The organism is Marinomonas shanghaiensis, from assembly GCF_003259175.1.
Classification (GTDB): Bacteria; Pseudomonadota; Gammaproteobacteria; order Pseudomonadales; family Marinomonadaceae; genus Marinomonas; species Marinomonas shanghaiensis.
On the sequence record NZ_QGOK01000005.1, the window covers coordinates 106860 to 128545 of the forward strand.

At 43.9% G+C, this 21686-nt stretch carries 23 protein-coding genes; 11 read left to right on the top strand and 12 right to left on the bottom strand.

Annotated elements, in window-relative coordinates; all coding sequences use genetic code 11:
* Window positions 1-60: 60 nt before the first annotated feature.
* The 3 genes from DKT73_RS04195 to DKT73_RS04205 all read left to right on the top strand — a co-directional run bounded on the left by DKT73_RS04195 (window position 61) and on the right by DKT73_RS04205 (window position 2959).
* Window positions 61-585, top strand: a complete 525-nt coding sequence (locus DKT73_RS04195) for a DUF7482 domain-containing protein (RefSeq protein WP_111637330.1) — start codon at window positions 61-63, stop codon at window positions 583-585.
* 274 nt (window positions 586-859) lie between these two features.
* Window positions 860-1834 carry a DUF1852 domain-containing protein gene (locus DKT73_RS04200; RefSeq protein WP_111637331.1) on the top strand — a complete coding sequence of 325 codons (975 nt, stop codon included), beginning with the start codon at window positions 860-862 and terminating at the stop codon, window positions 1832-1834.
* 57 nt (window positions 1835-1891) lie between these two features.
* Window positions 1892-2959, top strand: a complete 1068-nt coding sequence (locus DKT73_RS04205; RefSeq protein WP_111637332.1) for a methionine synthase — start codon at window positions 1892-1894, stop codon at window positions 2957-2959.
* 85 nt (window positions 2960-3044) lie between these two features.
* Here the strand turns inward: DKT73_RS04205 and DKT73_RS04210 are convergent, their stop codons facing one another.
* A complete protein-coding gene (locus DKT73_RS04210; RefSeq protein WP_111637333.1) occupies window positions 3045-4094 on the bottom strand; it encodes a zinc-binding metallopeptidase family protein in 1050 nt (349 codons plus the stop codon).
* 194 nt (window positions 4095-4288) lie between these two features.
* On the opposite strand from DKT73_RS04210, the gene DKT73_RS04215 reads away from it, so the two are divergent.
* Window positions 4289-5605, top strand: a complete 1317-nt coding sequence (locus DKT73_RS04215; RefSeq protein WP_111637334.1) for a PAS domain-containing methyl-accepting chemotaxis protein — start codon at window positions 4289-4291, stop codon at window positions 5603-5605.
* A gap of 65 nt (window positions 5606-5670) precedes the next feature.
* On the opposite strand, the gene DKT73_RS04220 is transcribed toward DKT73_RS04215, so the two are convergent.
* The 5 genes from DKT73_RS04220 to pspF form a co-directional block, all read right to left on the bottom strand.
* Complete coding sequence (locus tag DKT73_RS04220; RefSeq protein WP_111637335.1) at window positions 5671-6789, bottom strand: PA0069 family radical SAM protein; 1119 nt, start codon at window positions 6787-6789, stop codon at window positions 5671-5673.
* 82 nt (window positions 6790-6871) lie between these two features.
* Complete coding sequence (locus tag DKT73_RS04225; RefSeq protein ID WP_111637336.1) at window positions 6872-7930, bottom strand: FecCD family ABC transporter permease; 1059 nt, start codon at window positions 7928-7930, stop codon at window positions 6872-6874.
* Window positions 7927-8910, bottom strand: a complete 984-nt coding sequence (locus DKT73_RS04230; RefSeq protein ID WP_111637337.1) for an ABC transporter substrate-binding protein — start codon at window positions 8908-8910, stop codon at window positions 7927-7929. The genes DKT73_RS04225 and DKT73_RS04230 overlap by 4 nt, the downstream gene beginning before the upstream one ends.
* 21 nt (window positions 8911-8931) lie before the next feature.
* Window positions 8932-9783, bottom strand: coding sequence for an ABC transporter ATP-binding protein (locus DKT73_RS04235; protein ID WP_111637338.1), 852 nt, complete (start codon window positions 9781-9783; stop codon window positions 8932-8934).
* Between the two features lie 232 nt (window positions 9784-10015).
* The gene (pspF, locus tag DKT73_RS04240) at window positions 10016-11026 is read right to left on the bottom strand and encodes a phage shock protein operon transcriptional activator (protein ID WP_111637339.1); all 1011 of its coding nucleotides are present in this window, start codon (window positions 11024-11026) and stop codon (window positions 10016-10018) included.
* A gap of 216 nt (window positions 11027-11242) precedes the next feature.
* Here pspF and pspA point away from each other — a divergent pair, with 216 nt between their 5' ends.
* Genes pspA through DKT73_RS04265 form a run of 5 tightly spaced genes read left to right on the top strand, consistent with a single transcriptional unit; the run spans window position 11243 to window position 14048 of the window.
* Window positions 11243-11914: a phage shock protein PspA gene (gene pspA, locus DKT73_RS04245; RefSeq protein ID WP_111607392.1), complete on the top strand. Its 672-nt coding sequence runs from the start codon at window positions 11243-11245 to the stop codon at window positions 11912-11914.
* A 38-nt stretch (window positions 11915-11952) separates the two neighbouring features.
* Complete coding sequence (pspB, locus tag DKT73_RS04250) at window positions 11953-12201, top strand: envelope stress response membrane protein PspB (protein WP_111607391.1); 249 nt, start codon at window positions 11953-11955, stop codon at window positions 12199-12201.
* Between the two features lie 48 nt (window positions 12202-12249).
* The gene (pspC, locus tag DKT73_RS04255; protein WP_111637340.1) at window positions 12250-12699 is read left to right on the top strand and encodes an envelope stress response membrane protein PspC; all 450 of its coding nucleotides are present in this window, start codon (window positions 12250-12252) and stop codon (window positions 12697-12699) included.
* A 33-nt stretch (window positions 12700-12732) separates the two neighbouring features.
* On the top strand, window positions 12733-12915 hold the full coding sequence (locus tag DKT73_RS04260; protein WP_111637341.1) for a hypothetical protein: 183 nt from the start codon (window positions 12733-12735) through the stop codon (window positions 12913-12915).
* Between the two features lie 23 nt (window positions 12916-12938).
* The gene (locus DKT73_RS04265; protein WP_111637342.1) at window positions 12939-14048 is read left to right on the top strand and encodes an MbnH family di-heme enzyme; all 1110 of its coding nucleotides are present in this window, start codon (window positions 12939-12941) and stop codon (window positions 14046-14048) included.
* Window positions 14049-14121: 73 nt separating this feature from the next.
* Here DKT73_RS04265 and DKT73_RS04270 read toward each other — a convergent pair whose 3' ends face one another.
* Together DKT73_RS04270 and DKT73_RS04275 are read right to left on the bottom strand one after the other, a co-directional pair.
* A complete protein-coding gene (locus tag DKT73_RS04270) occupies window positions 14122-15738 on the bottom strand; it encodes a methyl-accepting chemotaxis protein (protein ID WP_111637343.1) in 1617 nt (538 codons plus the stop codon).
* 298 nt (window positions 15739-16036) lie between these two features.
* A complete protein-coding gene (locus DKT73_RS04275; protein ID WP_111637344.1) occupies window positions 16037-16648 on the bottom strand; it encodes a glutathione S-transferase family protein in 612 nt (203 codons plus the stop codon).
* 215 nt (window positions 16649-16863) lie between these two features.
* Between DKT73_RS04275 and DKT73_RS04280 the strand changes: the two genes are divergently transcribed.
* Window positions 16864-17457: a DJ-1/PfpI family protein gene (locus tag DKT73_RS04280; RefSeq protein WP_111637345.1), complete on the top strand. Its 594-nt coding sequence runs from the start codon at window positions 16864-16866 to the stop codon at window positions 17455-17457.
* A gap of 254 nt (window positions 17458-17711) precedes the next feature.
* Window positions 17712-18182 carry a Dps family protein gene (locus DKT73_RS04285; protein WP_111637346.1) on the top strand — a complete coding sequence of 157 codons (471 nt, stop codon included), beginning with the start codon at window positions 17712-17714 and terminating at the stop codon, window positions 18180-18182.
* 79 nt (window positions 18183-18261) lie between these two features.
* On the opposite strand, the gene DKT73_RS04290 is transcribed toward DKT73_RS04285, so the two are convergent.
* From DKT73_RS04290 to DKT73_RS04305, 4 genes are all read right to left on the bottom strand, one after another.
* Window positions 18262-18540, bottom strand: a complete 279-nt coding sequence (locus DKT73_RS04290; protein ID WP_111637347.1) for a putative quinol monooxygenase — start codon at window positions 18538-18540, stop codon at window positions 18262-18264.
* A gap of 11 nt (window positions 18541-18551) precedes the next feature.
* Complete coding sequence (locus tag DKT73_RS04295) at window positions 18552-19469, bottom strand: DMT family transporter (RefSeq protein WP_111637348.1); 918 nt, start codon at window positions 19467-19469, stop codon at window positions 18552-18554.
* Window positions 19470-19591: 122 nt separating this feature from the next.
* Window positions 19592-21013 (bottom strand): sensor histidine kinase, encoded by a 1422-nt coding sequence (locus DKT73_RS04300; protein ID WP_111637349.1) that lies wholly within the window; start codon window positions 21011-21013, stop codon window positions 19592-19594.
* Window positions 20943-21632 carry a response regulator transcription factor gene (locus tag DKT73_RS04305; protein ID WP_111637350.1) on the bottom strand — a complete coding sequence of 230 codons (690 nt, stop codon included), beginning with the start codon at window positions 21630-21632 and terminating at the stop codon, window positions 20943-20945. Before DKT73_RS04305 ends, DKT73_RS04300 begins: the two co-directional genes overlap by 71 nt.
* Window positions 21633-21686 lie beyond the last annotated feature (54 nt).

A 21686-nucleotide genomic window follows, 5' to 3' on the forward strand; every position in this document is an offset into this window, starting at 1 on the left:
TAGTCGTTAAATGATCGTTTTCAATGCTCTTTCTATTTGAATTGCTCTGGAGTGAATAGCATGTTGCGTCAATGTTTTTTATGGAGTGTGTTGTTATTGTCTGCATGCAGTAGCCGACCTGCTATGGACGTTGCGCCGACACAAGTTCAGTCGGTGTCGTTTCCCGTATTACGAGCATGGCATGAGGGCAAAGAGGTTCTTTATATTACGACCGATGTGTCCGATCAAGCGGTAGCAAAAGCAAAAAATGCGAATTATGCCCCTCGGTTGCGAAATACGATACCTCAGTATCCTAAACCACCCCAAGTAAAAACCGCGTTAGAGCGTGTCTATTCCTTCCCAAACAAAGAACAAGTCCGCACGATTTTTGCCTCAGTACCTGAGCCATTGGGGTATGCGAGCGAAAGTACGCATTATTCGCCACTTTGGTTGATGTATGTTGTTGTTTGGAAAGACCCAAGTAAGGCCACAGAGTTGACCTCAGAAGAGGCCGTTTTAACAGCAGAAGAGCAGGGTTTGGTGACCATTGAACGAACCGATATTGTGCTCAATTGCCCTGTCATTCCGTTTCCTCTTATTGATTAGCGCCCGATAAAATAACGCGCTACTTAGGGCGTTATTATCTTCCAGCAGCCTCTCTTATTCTTGATTGAAAACGCCTATCCCAGAAGCGTGTTTATTTTCCATGTATGAATTATATTCATGACAATATAGTTTAATTCATTTTTGTTCATGTTTATGGTCGAGTATAAAGGTACTCACATAGTCACTAGGCCGATCGCCGCCAATCGAAAACGGAAAAGTGAAAATAAGGAATAGCATCCTATTTTCACTTTAGAAAATAGGAGACCTGATCACCATGAACAATGATTTTGCCTTTAGCATTAAGCGTATTTGCTTCGATGAAAGCTATCGCCCTTCAGACAACACTCGCATCACAACGAATTTTGCAAATTTAGCGAGAGGAGAAAGACGACAAGAAAATATACGCGACGCATTGGGGATGATGAACAACCGTTTTAACGCCTTGGCGCATTGGGATAACCCCAACGGGGATCGTTATTCTGTTGAGCTTGAGATTATTTCTGTCGATGTGGATGTGGAAGGAAAGGGGCACTTCTTCCCAACGATTGAGATGCTGAAAACCACTATTCTTGATCGCCAAGCGGGGCAGCATATTGAGGGTATTGTAGGAAACAATTTCTCTTCTTATGTCCGCGATTATGACTTTAGCGTCGTACTGCCAAACCATAACAAAGGCCAAACGGAATTTAGCATTCCAGATAACTTTGGTGACCTGCATGGGAAGCTCTTTAAAAGCGTTGTGACATCGGACCGCTTTAAAGAAAGCTTTACCAAGCCGCCAGTCATCTGTCTGAGTGTTTCAGAGACTAAAACTTACCTGCGCACAGGAAATCAACATCCAGTATTAGGCGTTGAATATCAGCCAAATGGTACTTCTTTGACTGAGCAATATTTTCAGAAAATGGGCTTACAGGTTCGCTATTTTATGCCTGCCAACAGTGCGGCACCCTTAGCGTTTTATTTTGTGGGGGATTTGCTGAACGATTACAGCAATCTTGAGCTGATTGGCACCATCAGCACAATGGAGACCTTCCAGAAAATCTACCGACCAGAGATTTACAACGCCAATGCGGTTGCTGGAAAGCGTTATCAACCGAACTTAAAAAACTCGGATTATTCTCTCACGCACATTGTTTATGACCGTGAAGAGCGTAGTCAATTGGCGAGTAAGCAAGGCAAATATGCAGAGCAGCACTTTATAAAACCCTACCAAAGGGTACTTGAGCAATGGCCTGCTTATTGCGCATAAACGCGATTTTTGATGATTATTTTCCAACATGAAATTGAATAGACGGCCCTCTTTATTATGAAAACAGACAGTAAAAAAACAGTGACTAAAAACACCCTCCTGCCCACGTCAACGGCAGGCAGCTTGCCTAAACCCACCTGGCTTGCTGAGCCAGAAACCCTCTGGTCTCCTTGGAAATTGCAAGGCGATCAATTACTTGATGGTAAACAGGATGCACTGCGTATCTCGTTACAAGAGCAACAGCAAGCGGGGATTGATATTGTCAGTGACGGCGAACAAACACGCCAACATTTCGTTACCACCTTTATTGAACATCTTAGTGGCGTGGATTTTGAGAACCGTCAGACGGTAAGAATTCGTGATCGCTATGATGCGAGCGTTCCTACTGTCGTTGGCCCGGTTAGCCGCATCAAGCCCGTTTTTGTTGAGGACGCTAAATTTTTACGTCAGCAAACCAAGCAACCGATTAAGTGGGCGTTGCCTGGGCCAATGACCATGATTGATACACTGTATGATGACCACTATAAAAGCCGCGAAAAGCTTGCTTGGGAATTTGCCAAAATTCTCAACCAAGAAGCCAAAGAGCTAGAAGCGGCGGGTGTGGATATCATTCAATTTGATGAGCCTGCGTTTAATGTGTTTTTTGATGAGGTCAATGAATGGGGCATTGCTTGTCTAGAAAGAGCTATTGAAGGCCTGAAATGCGAAACCGCAGTACATATTTGTTACGGCTACGGCATCAAAGCCAACACGGATTGGAAAAAGACGCTTGGGTCTGAATGGCGACAATATGAAGAAGCCTTTCCTAAGCTAAAAAAGTCCAATATCGATATTATTTCTCTGGAATGCCATAACTCGCATGTTCCAATGGAGTTGCTCGAGCTGATTCGCGGGAAAAAAGTCATGGTTGGCGCAATCGATGTGGCAAACCATACCATAGAGACACCAGAAGAAGTGGCTAATACTCTGCGAAAAGCCCTGCAGTTTGTCGATGCCGATAAGCTTTATCCTTGTACTAACTGTGGCATGGCGCCGCTGCCTCGCACTGTGGCAAGAGGCAAGCTACATGCCTTAACGGCAGGTGCAGACATCATTCGAAAAGAGTTAGCGAATTTGTCTCAATAGATAAAAAAATCCCGTTTCGAGTTCATGCATCGAAACGGGATTTTTATGTGTTGCTGGTCATAGAAATTAATAGAGGTTGGCGAATCTAAATATTCGATACGACCTTTAACATATCAAGAAACGCATCCACGGATTCCACTGCTGCCGATTCATGCATGGTGTGGTAACCAATGGTTGGGATTTGAATCGTTGTGCCATCTACTAAACCATTTGATGCCGCGATAATACGACCTAATTCCGTACTACCAAGAGAGCTAGGCGGCAAACCTTGTTCAGCACGTTTGGCATTTTCTTTTTCCACGTAGCGGTTTTTATACAAATAACTGATGTTGTTTTTTACACACAGCTCTTCGAGCAATTGGGTGCTGTCTTGGTTAAACGTCGCATTGGCGTCTTTTTCCCTGAGTACCAGAAGCTGTTCATTGGCGGCTTCTACGTTGGGAAAAGGACTGGTATCAACCACAAACAAACGGTTGGTTGAACCACCAAAGCGACGGAACCATTCCAGCAAATAGCGCCAGCTTTTCCCGGCTTCCTCTTGGGCGGTAAAAAAGGCCGTGCCTTTAAAACCATGATCAAAAAGATGCACCAAGGCCGCTGCTGAAATCACGTTATCGAGCTGGCCTTCTAAGCGATTGTCGACGATGTGTAATTGGTCTTTAAACGCGATTGGCGTTCCAGCGACAACACCTTCTAATCCTTCGGTTTCGAAAATTAGGTTGTTACGGAATTCACACACGTAAGAGCTTTTGATGGTGCCTTTGCCACGGTAAACGCCAGACCAAGGCTCGTAAGCGTAGATTTCTTCATGGTTGAAGCGCTCTGTGACCTTGGTCATCAATTCTTCAGAAACCGAGTTGTTCAAAAGATCGGTGCGATTTGCCGACACAAACGCTGCGTATTGGAATTCATTTGGGCCAGTACACACTAAGCCATGACGATCTATATGCGCCGAAAACATGGTGCTAAACGGATCACTGCCTTGGGCAACCAACAAACCTTCGTACCAAGTGACATGGGCCCCTCGTTCTTCCAGCTCACGTTGTAACACGCGGAAAAATGAATGCTCTGCACCCACCACACTTGGGGCGCGAATCAGCAGTTTCAGTACATCAATAAAATCATCACTAGGCATGCAAATAAGTTCCAATAAAGGGGGAATAAATTGAAGCCTTGTTTATAAACTGAATTGGCGGTTTTACATAATGTTTTTTTGTGTAAATAGTACTAAATTCTTTCATAATGCTACAAAAACATCATCGAGTTCGTAGTAAATGTTCGTTACTCTTGTTGAGTCGTAATGGTGATATTTAAAGAAGGAGGCTGCGAATGTTATTTGGTAATCAAAAATTATTAGCACGAATTACTGAGTTAGAAAATGAGCTTGCTTCCTTTCAGGAGATGCAGGCAGACGTTAGACAAGAGATGTTGTATCTCTCCATAACACCAGATGGAAAAATAATTGATACGAATGCGCTTTTTATTAAATCCAGTGGCTTTGATAAAGAAGAGCTTATCGATAAAAACCTTAAAGACTTGATACTCAAGAAGTCTTTACAAAAAGACCATTGCCAAAAAATGCTGTCTGCTATTCGTGATAAAAAGCATTGGCATGGTGCTTTACAGATTGAAACCAAGCAGGGTAAAGAAGCGTGGTATCGCTCAATTCTTCAGCCGAGACAACAATCTGAAGGTGGGCGAATCGTTCTGGAACTGTATTCAGCTGAACTGACTCGTACCATTTCCCAATCGAAAGAAGATGAAGACATGTTAGCCGCCTTGAATCGATCTACTGCGGTGATTGAGTTCACTTTAGACGGTATTATCTTGAATGCTAACGATAATTTTTTGAAAGGCATGGGTTATTCGAAGAATCAGATCATTGGCAAACATCATAAAATATTTTGTGATCCCAAAGAAATTGAATCGCAAAAATACCAAGATTTTTGGCGACAACTTAGGTCAGGTAAATTTGTTTCTGAACGTTTTAAACGTTTCGACAGCCGTGGAAATATTGTGTGGTTAGAAGCTTCTTATAACCCAATACATGATGAAAGCGGTGAGTTGTATAAAGTGGTGAAATTTGCCACCGTTATTACTGAGCAAATGAACCGAGAGCTTGCAATATCTGAAACGTCATTGATTGCTTATGAGATCTCTAAAAAAAGCGATGCTGACGCGGTGGCAGGTAAAAAGGTGATCGAAGCAACGATTCAAACCATGGATGAACTTTCTGTACAGATGGGTGAGGCGAGTAAAGGTATCACGGATTTGAACACTCAGTCATTAAAAGTCGCCGCTTTAGTCGAAAGCATACGAGGTATTGCTGACCAAACGAATTTGCTTGCCTTAAACGCGGCAATAGAAGCCGCTCGTGCAGGCGAGCAAGGCCGAGGCTTCGCTGTGGTGGCCGATGAAGTGAGGCAGCTGGCTTCACGAACCAGCTCGGCGACAGAAGAGATTATTAAAGTGGTTGGAGATAATAAAAATCTGACTGAAAAAGCCGTCGCGTTAATAGCGCAAAGTATGGAAAAAGCCGATAAAGCACTCGACCTTTCTACTGAAGCAGGGCATGTGATGAATGATATCCAAACTGGCGCAAGACAAGTGGTTGATGCTGTGAGTCAATTTAATAACAGTTTATAAGACGTTAAACCCTCCAAACGACTTTTACCGTTAGAGGGTTACTTGACCTCTTCAAATGACGTTGGCTAGAACAACGCCATTTGGTCGCCTTCTTTCGGTGGAATGGCAAAGTGACGACAATCGAGATAGCTCAGGCGATTGTCGTTCAATCCATGTTTGCGTCGCGCTACGTGAAAACGTTGGTTAATCAAATCTGCAAAGATACCTTCACCTGTCATACGTTTGCCAAATCGACTGTCGTAAAGTTTACCACCACGCATGTCCATGATGCGCTGCAAAACGTGTTCTGCTCTGTCTGGATAATGCTGGTGAAGCCAATCACTAAACAAAGGCGCCACCTCGTGAGGCAAACGCAACATGATGTAGTTGATGGATTGCGCGCCAATCTTCGCGCAAGCCGCGACAATGTCTTCTAACTCATTATCATTAATAAAAGGAATCACCGGCGCGACCAAAACCGATACCGGAACCCCAGCGTCACGTAAGGTTTTAATGACCTGCAAGCGTGTTTTTCCAGACGCTGTTCTGGGCTCCAAAATACGCTTTAAATCGTTATTGAGCGTGGTCACACTGATCGCCACATGAATGAGCTTTTTCTCTGCCATTTGCGTCAGCAAATCTAAATCTCTGAGTATCAGTGTGCTTTTGGTTATTAGCGAGATGGGCTGATGATGCGCCAAGGCGACTTCCAGTAATTGCCGAGTGATCTTGAGCTGTTTTTCAATGGGTTGATAGGCATCGGTATTGATGCCTAATGCAATGGGTTCACAGCGATAATTCGGATGCGCCAGTTCTTCTTCAAATAAAAACGGAGCGTTCGCTTTCGCGACCAGCTTGGTTTCAAAATCCAACCCTGGTGACAAATCTAAATAGGCATGAGTCGGACGAGCAAAGCAATACACACAACCATGCTCACAGCCTTTATAAGGATTCACCGACAGACGAAAAGGAATATCAGGCGACGAATTGCGACTGATAATGCTTTTGGCGTGTTCATAGCGGACTTCTGTCTTGGGCGAGGACGTTTCCAGCAAAGCAATGGCTTCGTCGTTTTCATCGACTTCCACCAGCGTAATCGCAAAACGTCCCGCCATATTATTAGCGGTACCACGTCCCTTGATAGGGTGATTGAAAGAAGAGGTATTGCCCTTTTTATCGCTGTTATTGGTAAAAGAAGCCGACATAAAAACACCTAAAATACTGTACATATAACCAGTATTCTGGGTGTTGGATTTCAATAAAGCAAGCCTTCTTTTGTTCGCTTATTTAGAGTGAGACGTTGCGCTTTTGTCGCATCAAAAAGACGAAGGCGATGCCACCAACGAGCCCTGTGATAATCCCAATTGGCATGTCTTCGGGGGGAATAAGCACTCGCGAAGCAATGTCCGCAGTCACCAGAAAAAGGGCGCCCACTAAAGCAGATAAAGGCAAGACTTTGCGATAATCGCCACCCACCAACAAGCGCACGATATGCGGCACCATCAAGCCAACAAAGCCGATGACACCAGAAAAGGCGACGGCTGCGCCAGTCAGTAGCGCGCAGACAACAATCACAATCAGGCGGAATCGTTCGACAGGAACGCCCAAGGTGCTGGCGCTTTCATCCCCCAATGTCATGGCGTTTAGGTAACGAGCCTTGTAAATCAGATAGCCAGAGCCCAGTACTAAGGTCACCAGTGGAAACCAAAGTTGTCCCCACTGCGCCAGTCCTAAGCCGCCAAGCATCCAGAAAATCACCGTGTGGGACGAGCGATGATCGCCCATAAAGATGAATAGATTCCCCAACGCCGTGAGTACAAAGGCCACAGCGACTCCAGCAAGAATCAAACGCCCTGCGCTGTGTGCCGAGGAAAAGTTCGCCACCGCTAAGACGAGAAACATGGCGAATAAAGCGCCAAGGAAAGCAAAGATAGGCACGGTCACGACGCCTAACACCATGCCAGTATGCAGTAAGGCGATAATCGCCCCTAGAGCCGCGCCTGACGACACACCGAGTAAATGTGGATCCGCCAAAGGGTTTCGAGTAACCGATTGCAAAGCGGCTCCTACTATTGCCAAAGCGGCGCCGACCATGGCCGCGAGCAATGTTCTTGGCAAGCGTACTGACCAGATGATGTTTTCGCGTCCCGTTGACCAGTTAGGCAGCGTATTGGTGATCGACAGTTTATGGCCGATCACGCTCCATACGGTTGACTGGTTTATAGACACCGAGCCCACACCAATTGCCACGCCCATTAGTAACAGCAGCAAGAGGCTCAGCATAATGAACAGCGCAGGCAAGGGAACATGTCCCATGATGGTCAGCTTTGTGTGGTTAGATTTCATAACGCCGTTCTAAATGCCTCGGCTAAGCGTTTTATCGCCTTAATATTTCGTGGTCCGGGTGTGGCTTCTACGTATTCCAATACCACAAAATGATTGTTTTTCACCGCGGGAATATTCTCGAAAGCGGGATTGCTGCGTAAGAAGTTAATTTTTTGCTCTGCAGTAACGTCACCGTAATTGACGATAATGATCACTTCTGGAGAGCGGTCAATAACGGCTTCCCAGCCTATTTGTGTCCAGCTTTTTGGCACATCATCGACGATGTTCTTTCCGCCTGCGGCTTCAATCAACGCGGTTGGCATACCGTAACGACCAGAAGTAAAAGGTTGTTCTTCACCCGAGTCATACACAAAGACTTTTGGTGCGGTTTTTAAGGGAGTGAGGTTCGCTTGGAAATTGGCTAGATCTTGTTGATAGCTTTTTACCAAGGCTTGCGCTTGCTCTTCTGTGCCAAAGATGCGGCCTAGATTTAATAGGTCGTTGTACATATCGTCCATGGAGACTTTCGGTTTATCCATAATATGAATACAACTTTCGGTTAGCTCATACACTTTAATACCGAGTGGTGCCAAGGTATCGGGTGTGACGCCGCCACCGACACGCATGCCGTAGTTCCAGCCAGCAAAATAAAAGTCGGCATCGGCTCCTAATAGCACTTCTTTACTTGGGTATTTTGGGGACAGTTCTGGTAACTCGCCGATGCCATTTCGCAGTGTAGGATCAAGGGTTTTCCAGCCAGATACCCCTGTAAAACCGACCATGTGATCTTGCAAGCCAAGTGCCAGCATCATCTCCGTTAGGTTTACATCATTCGATACCGCCGCTTTTGGGGCTTGATCAAAGGTGACTTGGCGGTCACAGCTTTGTACCGTAACTGGATAGCCAGAGGCGCTGGCTAGACCTGTGTGTAACAGTCCCAGCAAGGTACCGCTGATAAGCAAAGAAGTGCGCTTGATATAGCTATTGACGTTCGTTGTCATGAATTTGTCCCGTATAATAAATTAATCATTGATATAAAAAGAAAATCTTGGTCTTTTGGTCATGGGGTGTTCATCGATGATGGTGTCCACGTCAAACACTTGCTTAATTTGCTGTTGAGTAAAAACATGATTTGGCGGTGCACAGGCTTTCATTCCACCCTCTTGCATGATTAACACTCGGTCAGCGTAGGCGGAAGCCAGTGCCAAGTCGTGTAAAGACACAATAATGGTGCAAGGTAGCTTTGACAGCAAAGCCAATACATCGAGTTGGTGGCGAATGTCTAAATGGTTTGTTGGCTCGTCCAAAATAAGCACATCGGGCCGTTGCGCCAAGGCCCTAGCGATCATCACACGTTGACGTTCACCGCCGGACAAAGAATCAAAAGACCGATCTGCTAAATGCGCCACATCTAGAAGTACTAAGGTGCTTTCGATGATATGAGTGTCTTCTTCTGATCGCCCCCACATTAGCGATTTTGGTGTTAAGCCTATCTCTACCATCTCGAAGACGCTTAGGCCAAACTCGCCACCAGTGTCTTGTAAAACGGTCGCAATACGCTGTGCGCATTGGCGTGGCGACAAGGACCAAAGATTTTTACCGTCCAGTAAAATCGTGCCGCTGGTCGGTTTATTGGTACGATAAAGACAGCGTAACAAACTGGTTTTGCCGGAGCCATTTGGCCCCACAATCGCCAGAAATTCACCCGGGTGAACCGTAACCGTGATTGGCTTGAGTAGCGTCTTGTCACGGTAAGGGGACCAAGCGACGTCATTCAGCTGCATGCCAGCGGGCTGGCAGCCAGAAAAAAACGCATAAGAAGCATCGTCTTGTTGTGCAAGGTGCTTAGTCGTTGAGAGGGTTGGGTTAATCAAGGCGAATCAATGTCCGTTATTAATTTGTTATAATATAACATTATATAGTGTTGTCGCCATCAAGTCTTTTCTTAAAAGGGCGAAAATAGTGTATCAAGCGTCAATAGTATAAAACACGGACTATACGGAAGGAGGATTGTCTCAACAAGCTATGTTGGCTGGTGAATTTTCATCTTAACATGCGAGAATTGAATGCAGTGTAATAAGAAAGCCTGCTCAGATAACTAAGAGGTTATTTGAGCTTCTTGAGCAACCCCCTAAATTGATCATAAGTGAGTCCCAATGATTGAGCGGCGAGTCGCTGATTGTGTTGATTTTCATTAAGAGCTTGCTGAATTAAGTGTTGTTGCAGTTGAAAAGTCTGCTCTTTCAAACTCAAAGAGGAATTAAGGGAAAAGCCAGACGGATTTGATTCTATTGTGACTGCCTGTGCGGCTTGTGTATTAATGAGGCTGTCGCTTGCTTCTTCATGTGCATGAGTAAAAGGATTGATTACGATTTTCTCAACGGGATCGGCTTGGAAGCCCCATCTATAAACGGAACGCTCTACAACGTTTTTAAGTTCACGAATATTACCAGGCCAATCATATTGCTTTAAAGATGTTAGTGCTTTAGGGCTAAACCCTTGGAAATATTCCCAGCCAAGTTCCGTGCTGAGTTTCATCGCAAAAAAATTGGCCAATTCTTCGATGTCTTCTTTTCTATCTCGTAATGGAGGAACTTGAATAACATCAAAGGTAAGGCGATCAAGTAGGTCTGCACGAAATTCGCCTTGCTTGCTAAGAGAAGGTAAATTTGCGTTCGTTGCCGCGACAATTCGAACGTTAACTCGTTGAGTTTTGGCACTGCCGAGGCGTTCGAACTCACCATATTCAATAAGACGAAGTAGCTTTTCCTGTACCCTAAGAGACATGGTGCCTAGTTCATCAAGAAATAAGGTGCCGCCGTCTGCACGTTCAAATCTGCCTTGGTAAGTCTTGGTTGCACCAGTAAAAGCCCCTGCTTCATGACCAAACAATTCACTTTCCATCAAGCTGTCACTAATGGCTGCGCAGTTGATACTAATAAAAGGCTGATCCCAACGAGGGGATAAATAATGCAATCGCTCTGCGATGAGTTCTTTGCCGCTGCCTCGTTCACCACAGATCAAGATAGGTCGATTAATTTCTGCCAGAATCGATGCATGATCAAGTGCATCAGCCAGTGCTTGAGAGCTGCCAATAACTCGTTGGTTATTCTTCATAAGCTTAATCTACACCTTTTACTTTGTTGGTAAAAATAACCATATATTGTGGTTAAAAATACTAATAAATGGCTATAAAAACCAATATAAACTTGTTTTTATAATTCTTTAAAAATAATAATTCCATAATAATCATAAGTTTATCGGTTTTGGCACGAATGCTGTAATAGCAAGAGAAGAAGTTCATCAATTCCATAAGAAATAGGAGATAAAACCATGGGTATTTTTTCAAGAATGACGGACATTATTAATAGCAACTTAACCTCGTTGCTGGATAAAGCCGAAGACCCTAAAAAAATGATTCGCATGATGATTCAAGAGATGGAAGAAACATTAGTCGAAGTGCGCTCTAGCTCTGCTCGCGTCATTGCCGATCGTAAAACCACAGGACGCCGTTTGGAGCGTATGCGCAGTGAAGCAGCAGAGTGGGAAAGCAAAGCTATGCTGGCAATTAATAAAGGGCGAGAAGACCTAGCTCGAGCCGCTCTTGCAGAAAAGCAGCAAATAGAAAAAGAAATAGCAGTCATTGATAAAGAATTGTCTGCTTTGGATGAGCACCTTGAGCATTTAAATGAAGAAGTAGGACAGTTACAAATCAAATTGAATGATGCCAAAGCTAAGCAAAAAGCCATGTTGTTGCGTCAATCCAGCGTAGAAAGTCGTATGCGTGTGAAACGTCAGAATCATAAAGAAGCATTAGACGATGCTTTTGAGAAATTTGAACGCTTTGAGCGCCGTGTTGATAGCTTAGAAGGTCAACTTGAGTCTATGGATATCGGGATGCAGCCAAAAGCAGACTTGAAATCACAAATTGATGCCTTAGCGGAAGATGATGATATCAACAATGAGTTGGCTCGTCTGAAAGAGAAAATGACTAAGGCCAACTAAGCTGAATTTTTATCAGTTAATAAAAAAGGAATTGCACTATGAGTATGGCTGTATTTTTGTTTGTTCCTACCATCATTTTTATGTCGATAGTGGCACCTATTTGGTTGTTATTGCATTACCGAAGTAAGAATCGTGCCGTAAAGGGATTAGATGAGAGTGATAAGCGGGAGTTAGAGTCTCTATTAATGCAGGCTGATAAATTGACAGATCGTGTACAAGCGTTGGAAAAAATCTTAGATGTAGAAAGCCCTGATTGGCGTAGTAGAGATAATGATGAGTACCGATGATCTTCGAGTAATTGAGCAGTAGAGGATTAGTTAGTCGAGAGGAATAAAATGATGAATGGCAAAATGAAAGAAAGTTTTAAGTCTAAAAAATCCCATGGCTGGAATTTGAATTTATATCGTAATAAGAAAAAAGGTTACTTCGGGGGAGTATGTGCTGGCTTAGCAGACCATTTTGATGTCGACGCATGGGTGGTACGGCTTTTTACCTTTGGGGGCTTTTTATTTCTTGGTAGCTTTGTGGTTATTGCTTATATCGCGCTTTGGTGGTTCTTGGATGTTCGCCCCAAAGGTGAGGATGGGTACGAATATGAATACGATGAGCATCAACAAAGTTATCGGCCAAAGAAGATGTTTAAGTACGCTGATAGTGCGAACTCAAGGTTACGTCGTGCTAAAGAAAAATTGGATGATGCGGCGAGACGCGTTACTGAGATGGAGCGACATGTTACATCTAAAAAATTCGATCTAGATCGTGAATTCTCAAAGCTTAGGGACTAATCTTTAATCTGTGCAAGTAAGGAGGGCTGGTAAATGCAGATGAAATCGTCTTTTTTCCTCTTATTGTTGGGAAATGTATGCCTATATTTGGATGCAGTTTTCGCTTTTGTATTGGCTGTGGCGATGGATTGTCTACTGGTTTTGTTGTTGAATATTCCCATTGCTGTTATTTTGTACAGTATGGGGCGCTTATTATCAAAACGGATTTATATTTGAAATAAAAGATCTTGGGAGGTTTGATGGAGGTCAAATATGCTTATCTTTCATCCCAAGTTGAGCATCTTGCTTTGGGTTTAATGTTGCTAGTTTGTACTCCTTACCTTTATGCAGGCGATTATATTTGGTCATTACCTGCATGGATGCCGGTTCCGACCGTCCCTGTGGATAACCCAATGAGCGAGGAAAAAGTCACGTTAGGCCAGCGTCTCTTTTATGATGCCAATTTGTCTGGGCCTGGTTACATGTCTTGCTCTACTTGTCATATGCCTGAACATTCCTTTTCAGAGCAAAGACCTGTTTCTGTTGGTGTTACAGGGCAGTTTCATAGCCGGAATGCCATGGCGATTGTGAATGTGGCCTATATGAAAACGCTAACCTGGGCGAACCCTAATGAAGTGCGCTTAGAAGACCAAGCAAAGGTTCCTATTTTTGGTACTCATCCTATTGAAATGGATACCAAAGGCCAAGAAGGTAAAGTAATTTTGTTTTTACAGCGTGATCCTATTTATCCAGATTTATTTCAAAAAGCCTTTCCTAATCAAAACCCCCCAATTAGCTTCGATACCATTACTAAATCGATAGCTTCCTTTGAGCGTACTTTAATAAGCTATCAATCTCCTTACGATGACTACAAGTACAATCATAATGACAGCGCCATGAGCGAGGAGGCGAAACAAGGGGAAGCGTTGTTTATGAGTGACAGAGTTGGGTGTTCCGCTTGTCATTCGGGGGTGCATTTTTCCGACGCAACGCAAGCGTCAGTTTTTCATAATACGGGGCTTTATAACCTAGACGGACAAGGTGCGTATCCAGAAGGTAATCAAGGTTTGTATGAATACACAGGAAATGCATTAGATCGAGGACGATTTAGAACGCCAACCTTGCGCAATATCGCGAAAACCGCCCCTTATATGCATGACGGCTCTATCGCAACACTTGAGGAGGTAATAGAGCATTATGCGGCTGGTGGACGTGCTGCTCAGCAAGGGGAAGCGTCTCCTTTGCTTGATGATAAGTTACATCGTTTTGTATTAACAGACGATGAAAAGCAGCAACTCATTGCTTTCTTGACTAGCCTCACAGATACCACTTTTATAGACAATCCACGTTTTACGACGCCATTTAGATAGTATGAGATAGACAAAACCGTCGAAATTGATGGATGATTACGACGGTTTTTTTTAGGTTTTAAAAAGTACTTTATTAAACCGTGAAGCGTTTAACCTGAGACGCCAATTCATCAGAATTGGTCAGCGTTTCATGAACGGAATGGCTGATACGTCTCGATATGTTCATCACATCTTTTGACATACTGGCAAGACTGGACAGGTTCTCGTTTATCTCGTCGGTGACCTTACTTTGCTCTTCGGTGGCGCTGGCGGTTTGCGCGGTAAAGTCATAAATGCGTCCCGCAGAGGCTTTTACTACGGCAATGGATTCCATGGTGTTACGAGAAAGAGAGACGCTAGTGCCGGCCATATCGACACTTTGGGTAATGGCGCTGACCGCGTTACTGACGCCAGACTGTAAGTCATTGATCATTTTTTGAATGTCTTCGGTGGAGGCTTGTGTTTTGCTGGCGAGGTTGCGCACTTCGTCCGCTACCACCGCAAAGCCTCGACCTTGTTCACCCGCTCTGGCCGCTTCGATGGCTGCGTTTAAAGCGAGTAAATTGGTTTGCTCGGAAATGCCAAGGATGACATCCAAGACGGACGCAATTTTATCGGATCGTTCTGAAAGCTGATTGATGACCCCCGCTGCACCCTTGATTTGCTCCGCAAGACCATCCAATTGAGAAATCGCCTTGTCTAATTGTTGTACACCATCGTCTGCCGAGCGGTTTAGTGCCTCGACTTCCGCGACGGTATTGGCGGCATTTTGCGCGACTTCACGAGTGGCTCCTCCCATTTCTTCCACTGCGGTAACCACAAAATCCAATGCTTGGTTTTGACGTTCACTCAGGTTCGCCGATTCCGCGGCAGATTCTCCTAAGTTAAACATTTCTTGGCGAATATGTTCACAGCCGTTGCGAACTTGTCCAATTAAACTGCCAAGACGAGCGACAAACTCATCCAGTTCTCGGCTTAGCTCTCCTGTTTCGTCTGTCTTTTTACTGTTAATACGTCGAGTTAAGTCGCCATCGCCAGAACTGATTTCACGTACTCCTGATGTGACCAACTTTATGGCTTTAGAAATATTTCGAGGAGCAAACCATGCCAGTACGATACTTAACAACAAAGCAAAAATAGCAAAGACGCCGACAATCATTTTAAATGTATTGGTAAATTCATTGATAGCTTGATTTTCTAGCTCGGAATATTTGCTGATGAGCTCCTCTGAATGGTCGTATAATGAACGCAGTTCGGTAAAATCTGTTTGATTTTCACCAATAAAAAGGATCATGGCCGAATCTGGGTTATCTTTCATTGAGCGGATAATGTCGAGATTACCTGCTGACCATTTTTTATAAAGCACATCAAAGTTTATCAAAAGCTGTGATATTTCATTGATCTCTGCCGTGAGTTTTTGAAATTGGTGCATCCTATCCAACGCCTGTTGAGCGTTAGATAAAATATCTGCTTCTAGTTCCTTGGTGGACTTGTCTTCTTGTTCAAAAACGAGTGTGGCGAGTGCTAACCGTGATTGATATAAGTCTCGATCCGCGTTCTGAATTAACGAAGTGCCAGAGGCATATTTACCAATACTATTTTGCAAGTAGCTGACCAGTGTCTCGGTAGAGATTATGACCAGTAAAAATACCAGTGCCAAACCGCCAAAAATTAGCGTATAGCGCCCTCTTATCGTCTGTAGCATTGTCATGAATGTATCCCTGTATTAGAAGACGTTGAAAACCAAATTGGAAAACCTCGTACTATACCGCTGTCCTTCAGTTTTGGAGCGTTCTGGATAAGACAATAGACTCATTCATAAAAATGGCACCCGGATCTGAAATGTGCAAGTAATTAGAATGTTATTTAGCGGTATTTTTTTAAGTGGCATTTTTTGAGGGAAAAATAGCCGAGCCCACGAGTGGTCGTGTCGAGTGGGCGAGGCTTTTTTATGTATGACTTGCGATGGTTAAACGGCATTTGTGTCAAAGCCGCATTTATATTGGGTATTAATCTTGTGTAATGGGAACGAACCAATCCAAGGCTTCAATATCTTTAATCCAGCGCTGAATATTCGGGTACTTAGACAATTGATAAGCACCGCCTTCTTCCGCGACATGGGTGTAAGGGAAGAGACAAATATCCGCCAGTGTGATGGTATTTCCCACTAAAAATGTCTCTGTTGCTAGGGTCTCTTCCATCTGTTTTAACGCGGCGTGACCTTGCTCTATTCGGTCTGGTAGCATCTGCTTTTTCAGGTCTGTCATGGCGTTGTGAGTCAGCCAAAAACGTGGTGAGGCAATATTAGGTTCATGGCTGTATTGTTCCCAGAATAACCATTTATAGACCTTGGCTCTTAGGATGGGATCGGACGGCAACAAGGCGCCTTTATGCTGTTCTGCAAGATATAAGAGCACCGCATTGCTCTCGCTCAAGCATTGTCCATCATCCAATTCCAGCACCGGAATTTTACCGTTTGGGCTCATGGCCAAGAAAGACTCTGTGTGAGTTTCGCCTTTGGTGATGTCATATTGCTTCAACGTCACTTTTAAACCTAAATAGGCACATAACAAACGGATTTTATAACCGTTTCCTGAAGGCAAAAAATCGTGCAGAATCATGCTCGTCTCCTTATTAGTTTGAGGTTGGATCATCTGACAAACAGCGCACGGAAAAAAGCCAATTAAATTGATGGCAGGTATAACGGATTTTGATAAATGGAAGAAGGTTAGAGTGCCCAAATTGAAGCGGTGATTGGATGATAATGGCGGATAGTGTGTTTTAATGAGAAAAATTCGCCTATACATTGGGCGTGTTATTTACAGGAGTATAACGTATGAATGTCGGTATTTATCTTTATGAGAAAGCGGAAGTCTTGGATTTTTCAGGCCCATTTGAAGTGTTTACAACCGCGTCTCGTGTTTGCCAAAACGAGGACCCTTTTCAGGTATTTTTGATCGGTGAGTCGGGTGAAACCATTGCGGCTAGGGCTGGGTATAAAGTAGTGCCGGATTATGGCTTTCATAATCACCCACAGATTGATGTTTTCATTGTCGTGGGTGGTGATCATACTGCAGAAATTCACAAGCCTAAGGTGATCAGCTGGATTCATCAACAAGCCCAACAAGCCAGTTTGGTTGCCTCTGTTTGTACGGGAGCATTTTTGTTAGCAAAAGCGCAGGTATTTGAGGATCAACAAGTGACGACACATTGGGAAGATATTGCGGATTTAAGGGCGCAATTTCCAACATTGGATGTGGTGGAAGGAGTGCGCTGGGTTGATGCGGGTGATGTCGTCACGTCAGCGGGTATTTCTGCCGGTATCGACATGAGTTTGCACCTTGTGAGTCGGCTGCATAGCCAAGCACTGGCTGAAAAAACCGCTCGCCAAATGGATTTTGACTGGACAAAAAATCCAGACAAGCTTTGATTTTATCTTAACGAAAGGGTGGGGAAATTGGGTTGTGTTTTTGGGGGTATTGGGCAGAAAAAAAAACAAATTGACTCACTTTCCTCACATTAGCTCCTTATTTTTTCAATCTCTTATGGTTTCGGATCACCTGATTTTATTGTAATAATGTAAATAGAAAAAAACGAAATAGGCTGTTGCTTTTGATTTGCGGGCGCTCAAGCGAGAGTCGGCGAGAAAAAGCGTTATCACAAATATTATTATGAGGTAATAACATGACAGACATTGATATTGGTATCAGTAAAAAAAATAGATCCGAAATCTCAGAAGGTCTAAAGCATCTTTTAGCGGACACCTATACTTTATATTTGCAGACGCACAATTTTCACTGGAATGTGACAGGTCTTCAATTTCGTGAATTGCATTTAATGTTTGAAGAGCAATATCAAGAGTTAGCGTTGGCGGTAGATGATATTGCAGAACGTATTCGTACTTTGGACGTTGCCGCGCCTGGTACTTACAAAGCCTTTGCTGAATTGAGCTCCATTAAAGAAGTCGATGGTGTGCCAAGCTCGACGGACATGGTTAAGTATTTAACCAAAGGGCATGAGCAGGTTGTCAAAACCGCACGTAAAGTATTAAAAGTAGCGCAAGAGGCTGATGACGAATCTTCTGCGTCCTTGGTCTCTGATCGCATGCGAGTGCATGAAAAAACCGCGTGGATGCTCAGAGCCACTCAAGCTTAGTGGTAATTATTTGATTGAATTGCCCAGTTCAACAGAAAACCAGCTATCGTCATCGGTCGCTGGTTTTTTATTGAGCAAATTAATGGTCTGTAATCGTATAAAACCGTTCAACTTTGTTTGTCACTTTTCCCCAATGAGACGTTTTCACTCTAGCTTGATGTTTTTCAAATTCGACTTTGTTGGTGAATTCTTCATAGACATCAAAGCGTTGTGGATTGTTTGAATCTTGAGTCACGGTAAAGGTAATACAGCCCGCTTCTTGATGCGTCAGTGCGATATGGTTGGGCAGTTCTGTCAATACGGCGTCTAGATCTTCTATTGGGACTTTAATGTGGCCACTCAATGTGATTTTTGACATGGAAGTTCGTCCTATCGTTGCTGTATAAATGAAAGTGTCCAATGAAATTTCACCGCGCTCACCGCCAGTAATATCAGTATGACACCAACTATTTGCATTAGGCTGATATGTGTCGAGAAAGCAAAATGGTCGACAAACAAAGCGGTGATCGGATAAATAAAAGACAGCAAGGCAATTAAGCTGGTGGGTAGCTTTTGAAAGCTGTCGTACATGATGATGTACATGAATCCGGTTAGCACGGCACCGAGAATCAATAGATCGATCCATTGGCTGGTTTGGGTTGGTAAATCGTTGAAATCCGCAAAGGGCAAGAGCATAAAGATGCCAACGATCACCTGTACCAAAGCCACAAAGGTGGAAGGCACTTGGCGGACTTTTTTTGTGACCAGCGTAGTTACGGTATAAAGTAGCGCTGCCCCCAAGGCGAGTGATAAGCCAAATAATGCAGAAGAGCCGTCGCTGCTTGCTTCACCAGAAAAGAGTGCGCTTATCTCGTTCAGATCCAATTCCACGATCAAAAACAAGCCAACAAACGCCAGTGCGAGCCAAAATAATAAACTGGCTGACAGCTTCTCTTTGGTAATCAACGCGCCTGTTAGCACTAAGAATAATGGCTGCATGTGATAGGCTACGGTGGCGATAGAAAAGGGAATGTAATTGAATGAAGCAAACAAAAATATCCAGTTTCCTACCAAGGTGATACCGCCCAAAATAATCATCAGCAAGACACTACGCTGAAAATATTCACGACGAATAAGACCCGCATAATAAGCGTAACCGCCTAGAACCGTTGCTCCTATGACGCAACGGAAAAACACCACATTCCAAAACGCTTGATCCGAACTGATAACAAAATAGCCAATGGTGCCAGACAGTATCATGGCTAGAATGAGCTCGATGCTGCCGATTGTGTTGCTGGAACGATTCATTATTACTTCCCAATATTTGAATAGCTTGATCGGCATTTAACCCTAAAGCTGACAGAATCTATACCACTTTATGTACAGTGAAAATATGCGTCTCATTGAGCTTCTGTTCTTTCTTCAGCTGTTCATGGCTTTGAATGGACAGTATCCTTTTTATTCTCTATCGGATGTGACATGTTCAGTGTGACATGAACTTGTAATCCTGGATGGTTGTCTTTTAGTTCAATTTTTCCTTGATGAAACTGTGCGATGGCTTTGATTAATGGGAAGCCTAGACCATATCCAGGGCTGGTACGACTGGATTCTAGACGAAATAAACGCTGTAAGACTTTGTCTTTAAATTCGTCTGGTATGCCTGGGCCATTGTCCTTCACAATGAAGCCTGAGGGGGTGGTAATCAGTTCAATAGCGCCACCAGAGTCCGTGTATTTGCAGGCATTTTCTAGGGTGTTAAACATAGCGCGGAAAATAAGTGTTTTATCGCCCTTAATATAGGACTGAGCCGTGGTGATGCATGACAGCGTTTGCTGTTTGTCTTGTGCTATAGGCTGTATCAGGTCGATTACATCGTCAGCGATGTGATTAATATCAACAATATCAAAGTGTGACTTGGCTTGTTTATGCTCCAATCGGCTGAGTTCCAGCATGGCGCTAAACGTTGTTAGAATATGATCCAGCTCTTCAAGCATGTCTTGTAACTGGGATTCGTTGATAGGCTTCTCATGCAAGGAATTGAGATGGCTTTCGAGGCGGAGGCGAAGTCGCCCGAGAGGCGTTCTAAGATCATGGGCAATGGCATCGGTGACCCCAGATACGGCATGAAAAGAATCTTCGAGCTGATTAAGCATTCTGTTGATGTAGCCAGCAAGCAGGTCGAATTCATCTTGACGATCACTGACAGTGACGCGTGCACCGAGATCTCCAGATTGTATAATCTTGGCTGTGTCATTGATGTTTTTGATGCGGCTGAGAAATTGTTTCGATAGGTAGCGTCCAGATAGCACCCCTAGCCCGAGTGTCAGTAGTAAGGCTAATACCCCAGCTCGAAGGAATTGTGTTTGCAGAAAATACAAATTTTCATCATCAAATGCGACCAATAAACGTCCGTTTGATAGTGATTCAATACATCCAGAGTAAAGGCGTAGATCATTGCTATTGTCGACAAGAAAAGTGGTGTGTGTTGGGCAAGAAGTAATATGGTTGGGCAAACTTGTTAAACGCCCATAGGTGGCGTTTTTGTCTTCATAAGCGAGAATGAGGTTGCTTAATTGCTCGGCTTGATTGGTAAACTGTGTCAGGTATTCCGCTGGGCTCATTTGTTTGTTAAATAAGCGTTGCTGCTGTGTGATAAACTGAATTTGTTGTTGATAGCTGCGGCTTATTTCCCCCACACTGAGTTGGTATAGCACAAAAAAAGCCACCGCCATTAAGGTAATTAATAGCGCGGTATACAGCAGTGTAAAACGCCAAACAAAGCTAGCTCGTTGTTTTGTCAACCAGTCGGTAACCAACGCCACGGATTGTTTCAAGGATCGGGGGAAGGTCATCGCTTTCTACCTTTTTTCGTAAGCGTGCCACGTGCACGTCGATAACATTAGTTTGTGGGTCAAAGTCATAATCCCATACCGCTTCAAACAACAAGGTGCGAGTCACAACCTGTTGTGGGTGTTCCATCAAATAGCGTAGGATTTGGAATTCTTTTGGCTGTAAATTGATTTCTCGGCCAGCACGCCAGACTTGTCGTGTCAGTAGGTTCATTTTTAGATCAGCGGCCTGTATCAAAGAACTTTGTTGCGACACCGATAGTGGCTGACGTCGAAGCAGTATTTCGACACGGGCCAGCAATTCTGCGAAGGCAAAAGGTTTGACAAGATAATCGTCTCCGCCCTCACGTAGGCCTTTGACTCGTTCATCAACAGAATCCAATGCACTGAGAATTAAGACAGGCAGCGTTTTCTTAGCACTGCGTAACGTGCTAAGAACCGTAAGGCCGTCCAGTTTGGGCAGCATTCGATCCAGAATGATCAGTTGGAAATCCATTTCCAACGCTTGAAATAATGCGTCTTGACCATTGCTGGCAACGTCTACTTGATAGCCGTGTTCAGTCAACCCTTTTTTAATAAAACCTTGTGTGACGAGATCGTCTTCAACCACCAAAATGCGCACTGTCTGTTCCTATCATTAAGAGTCTACTATTTAAGAGGCTACCATTAAAATCTG

Coding starts and splice junctions, on each gene's coding strand:
- DKT73_RS04195 (WP_111637330.1), top strand. CDS start 61: ATGTTGCGTCAATGTTTTTTATGGAGTGTGTTGTTATTGTCTGCATGC.
- DKT73_RS04200 (WP_111637331.1), top strand. CDS start 860: ATGAACAATGATTTTGCCTTTAGCATTAAGCGTATTTGCTTCGATGAA.
- DKT73_RS04205 (WP_111637332.1), top strand. CDS start 1,892: ATGAAAACAGACAGTAAAAAAACAGTGACTAAAAACACCCTCCTGCCC.
- DKT73_RS04210 (WP_111637333.1), bottom strand. CDS start 4,094: ATGCCTAGTGATGATTTTATTGATGTACTGAAACTGCTGATTCGCGCC.
- DKT73_RS04215 (WP_111637334.1), top strand. CDS start 4,289: ATGTTATTTGGTAATCAAAAATTATTAGCACGAATTACTGAGTTAGAA.
- DKT73_RS04220 (WP_111637335.1), bottom strand. CDS start 6,789: ATGTCGGCTTCTTTTACCAATAACAGCGATAAAAAGGGCAATACCTCT.
- DKT73_RS04225 (WP_111637336.1), bottom strand. CDS start 7,930: ATGAAATCTAACCACACAAAGCTGACCATCATGGGACATGTTCCCTTG.
- DKT73_RS04230 (WP_111637337.1), bottom strand. CDS start 8,910: ATGACAACGAACGTCAATAGCTATATCAAGCGCACTTCTTTGCTTATC.
- pspF (WP_111637339.1), bottom strand. CDS start 11,026: ATGAAGAATAACCAACGAGTTATTGGCAGCTCTCAAGCACTGGCTGAT.
- pspA (WP_111607392.1), top strand. CDS start 11,243: ATGGGTATTTTTTCAAGAATGACGGACATTATTAATAGCAACTTAACC.
- pspB (WP_111607391.1), top strand. CDS start 11,953: ATGAGTATGGCTGTATTTTTGTTTGTTCCTACCATCATTTTTATGTCG.
- pspC (WP_111637340.1), top strand. CDS start 12,250: ATGATGAATGGCAAAATGAAAGAAAGTTTTAAGTCTAAAAAATCCCAT.
- DKT73_RS04260 (WP_111637341.1), top strand. CDS start 12,733: ATGCAGATGAAATCGTCTTTTTTCCTCTTATTGTTGGGAAATGTATGC.
- DKT73_RS04265 (WP_111637342.1), top strand. CDS start 12,939: ATGGAGGTCAAATATGCTTATCTTTCATCCCAAGTTGAGCATCTTGCT.
- DKT73_RS04270 (WP_111637343.1), bottom strand. CDS start 15,738: ATGACAATGCTACAGACGATAAGAGGGCGCTATACGCTAATTTTTGGC.
- DKT73_RS04275 (WP_111637344.1), bottom strand. CDS start 16,648: ATGATTCTGCACGATTTTTTGCCTTCAGGAAACGGTTATAAAATCCGT.
- DKT73_RS04280 (WP_111637345.1), top strand. CDS start 16,864: ATGAATGTCGGTATTTATCTTTATGAGAAAGCGGAAGTCTTGGATTTT.
- DKT73_RS04285 (WP_111637346.1), top strand. CDS start 17,712: ATGACAGACATTGATATTGGTATCAGTAAAAAAAATAGATCCGAAATC.
- DKT73_RS04290 (WP_111637347.1), bottom strand. CDS start 18,540: ATGTCAAAAATCACATTGAGTGGCCACATTAAAGTCCCAATAGAAGAT.
- DKT73_RS04295 (WP_111637348.1), bottom strand. CDS start 19,469: ATGAATCGTTCCAGCAACACAATCGGCAGCATCGAGCTCATTCTAGCC.
- DKT73_RS04300 (WP_111637349.1), bottom strand. CDS start 21,013: ATGACCTTCCCCCGATCCTTGAAACAATCCGTGGCGTTGGTTACCGAC.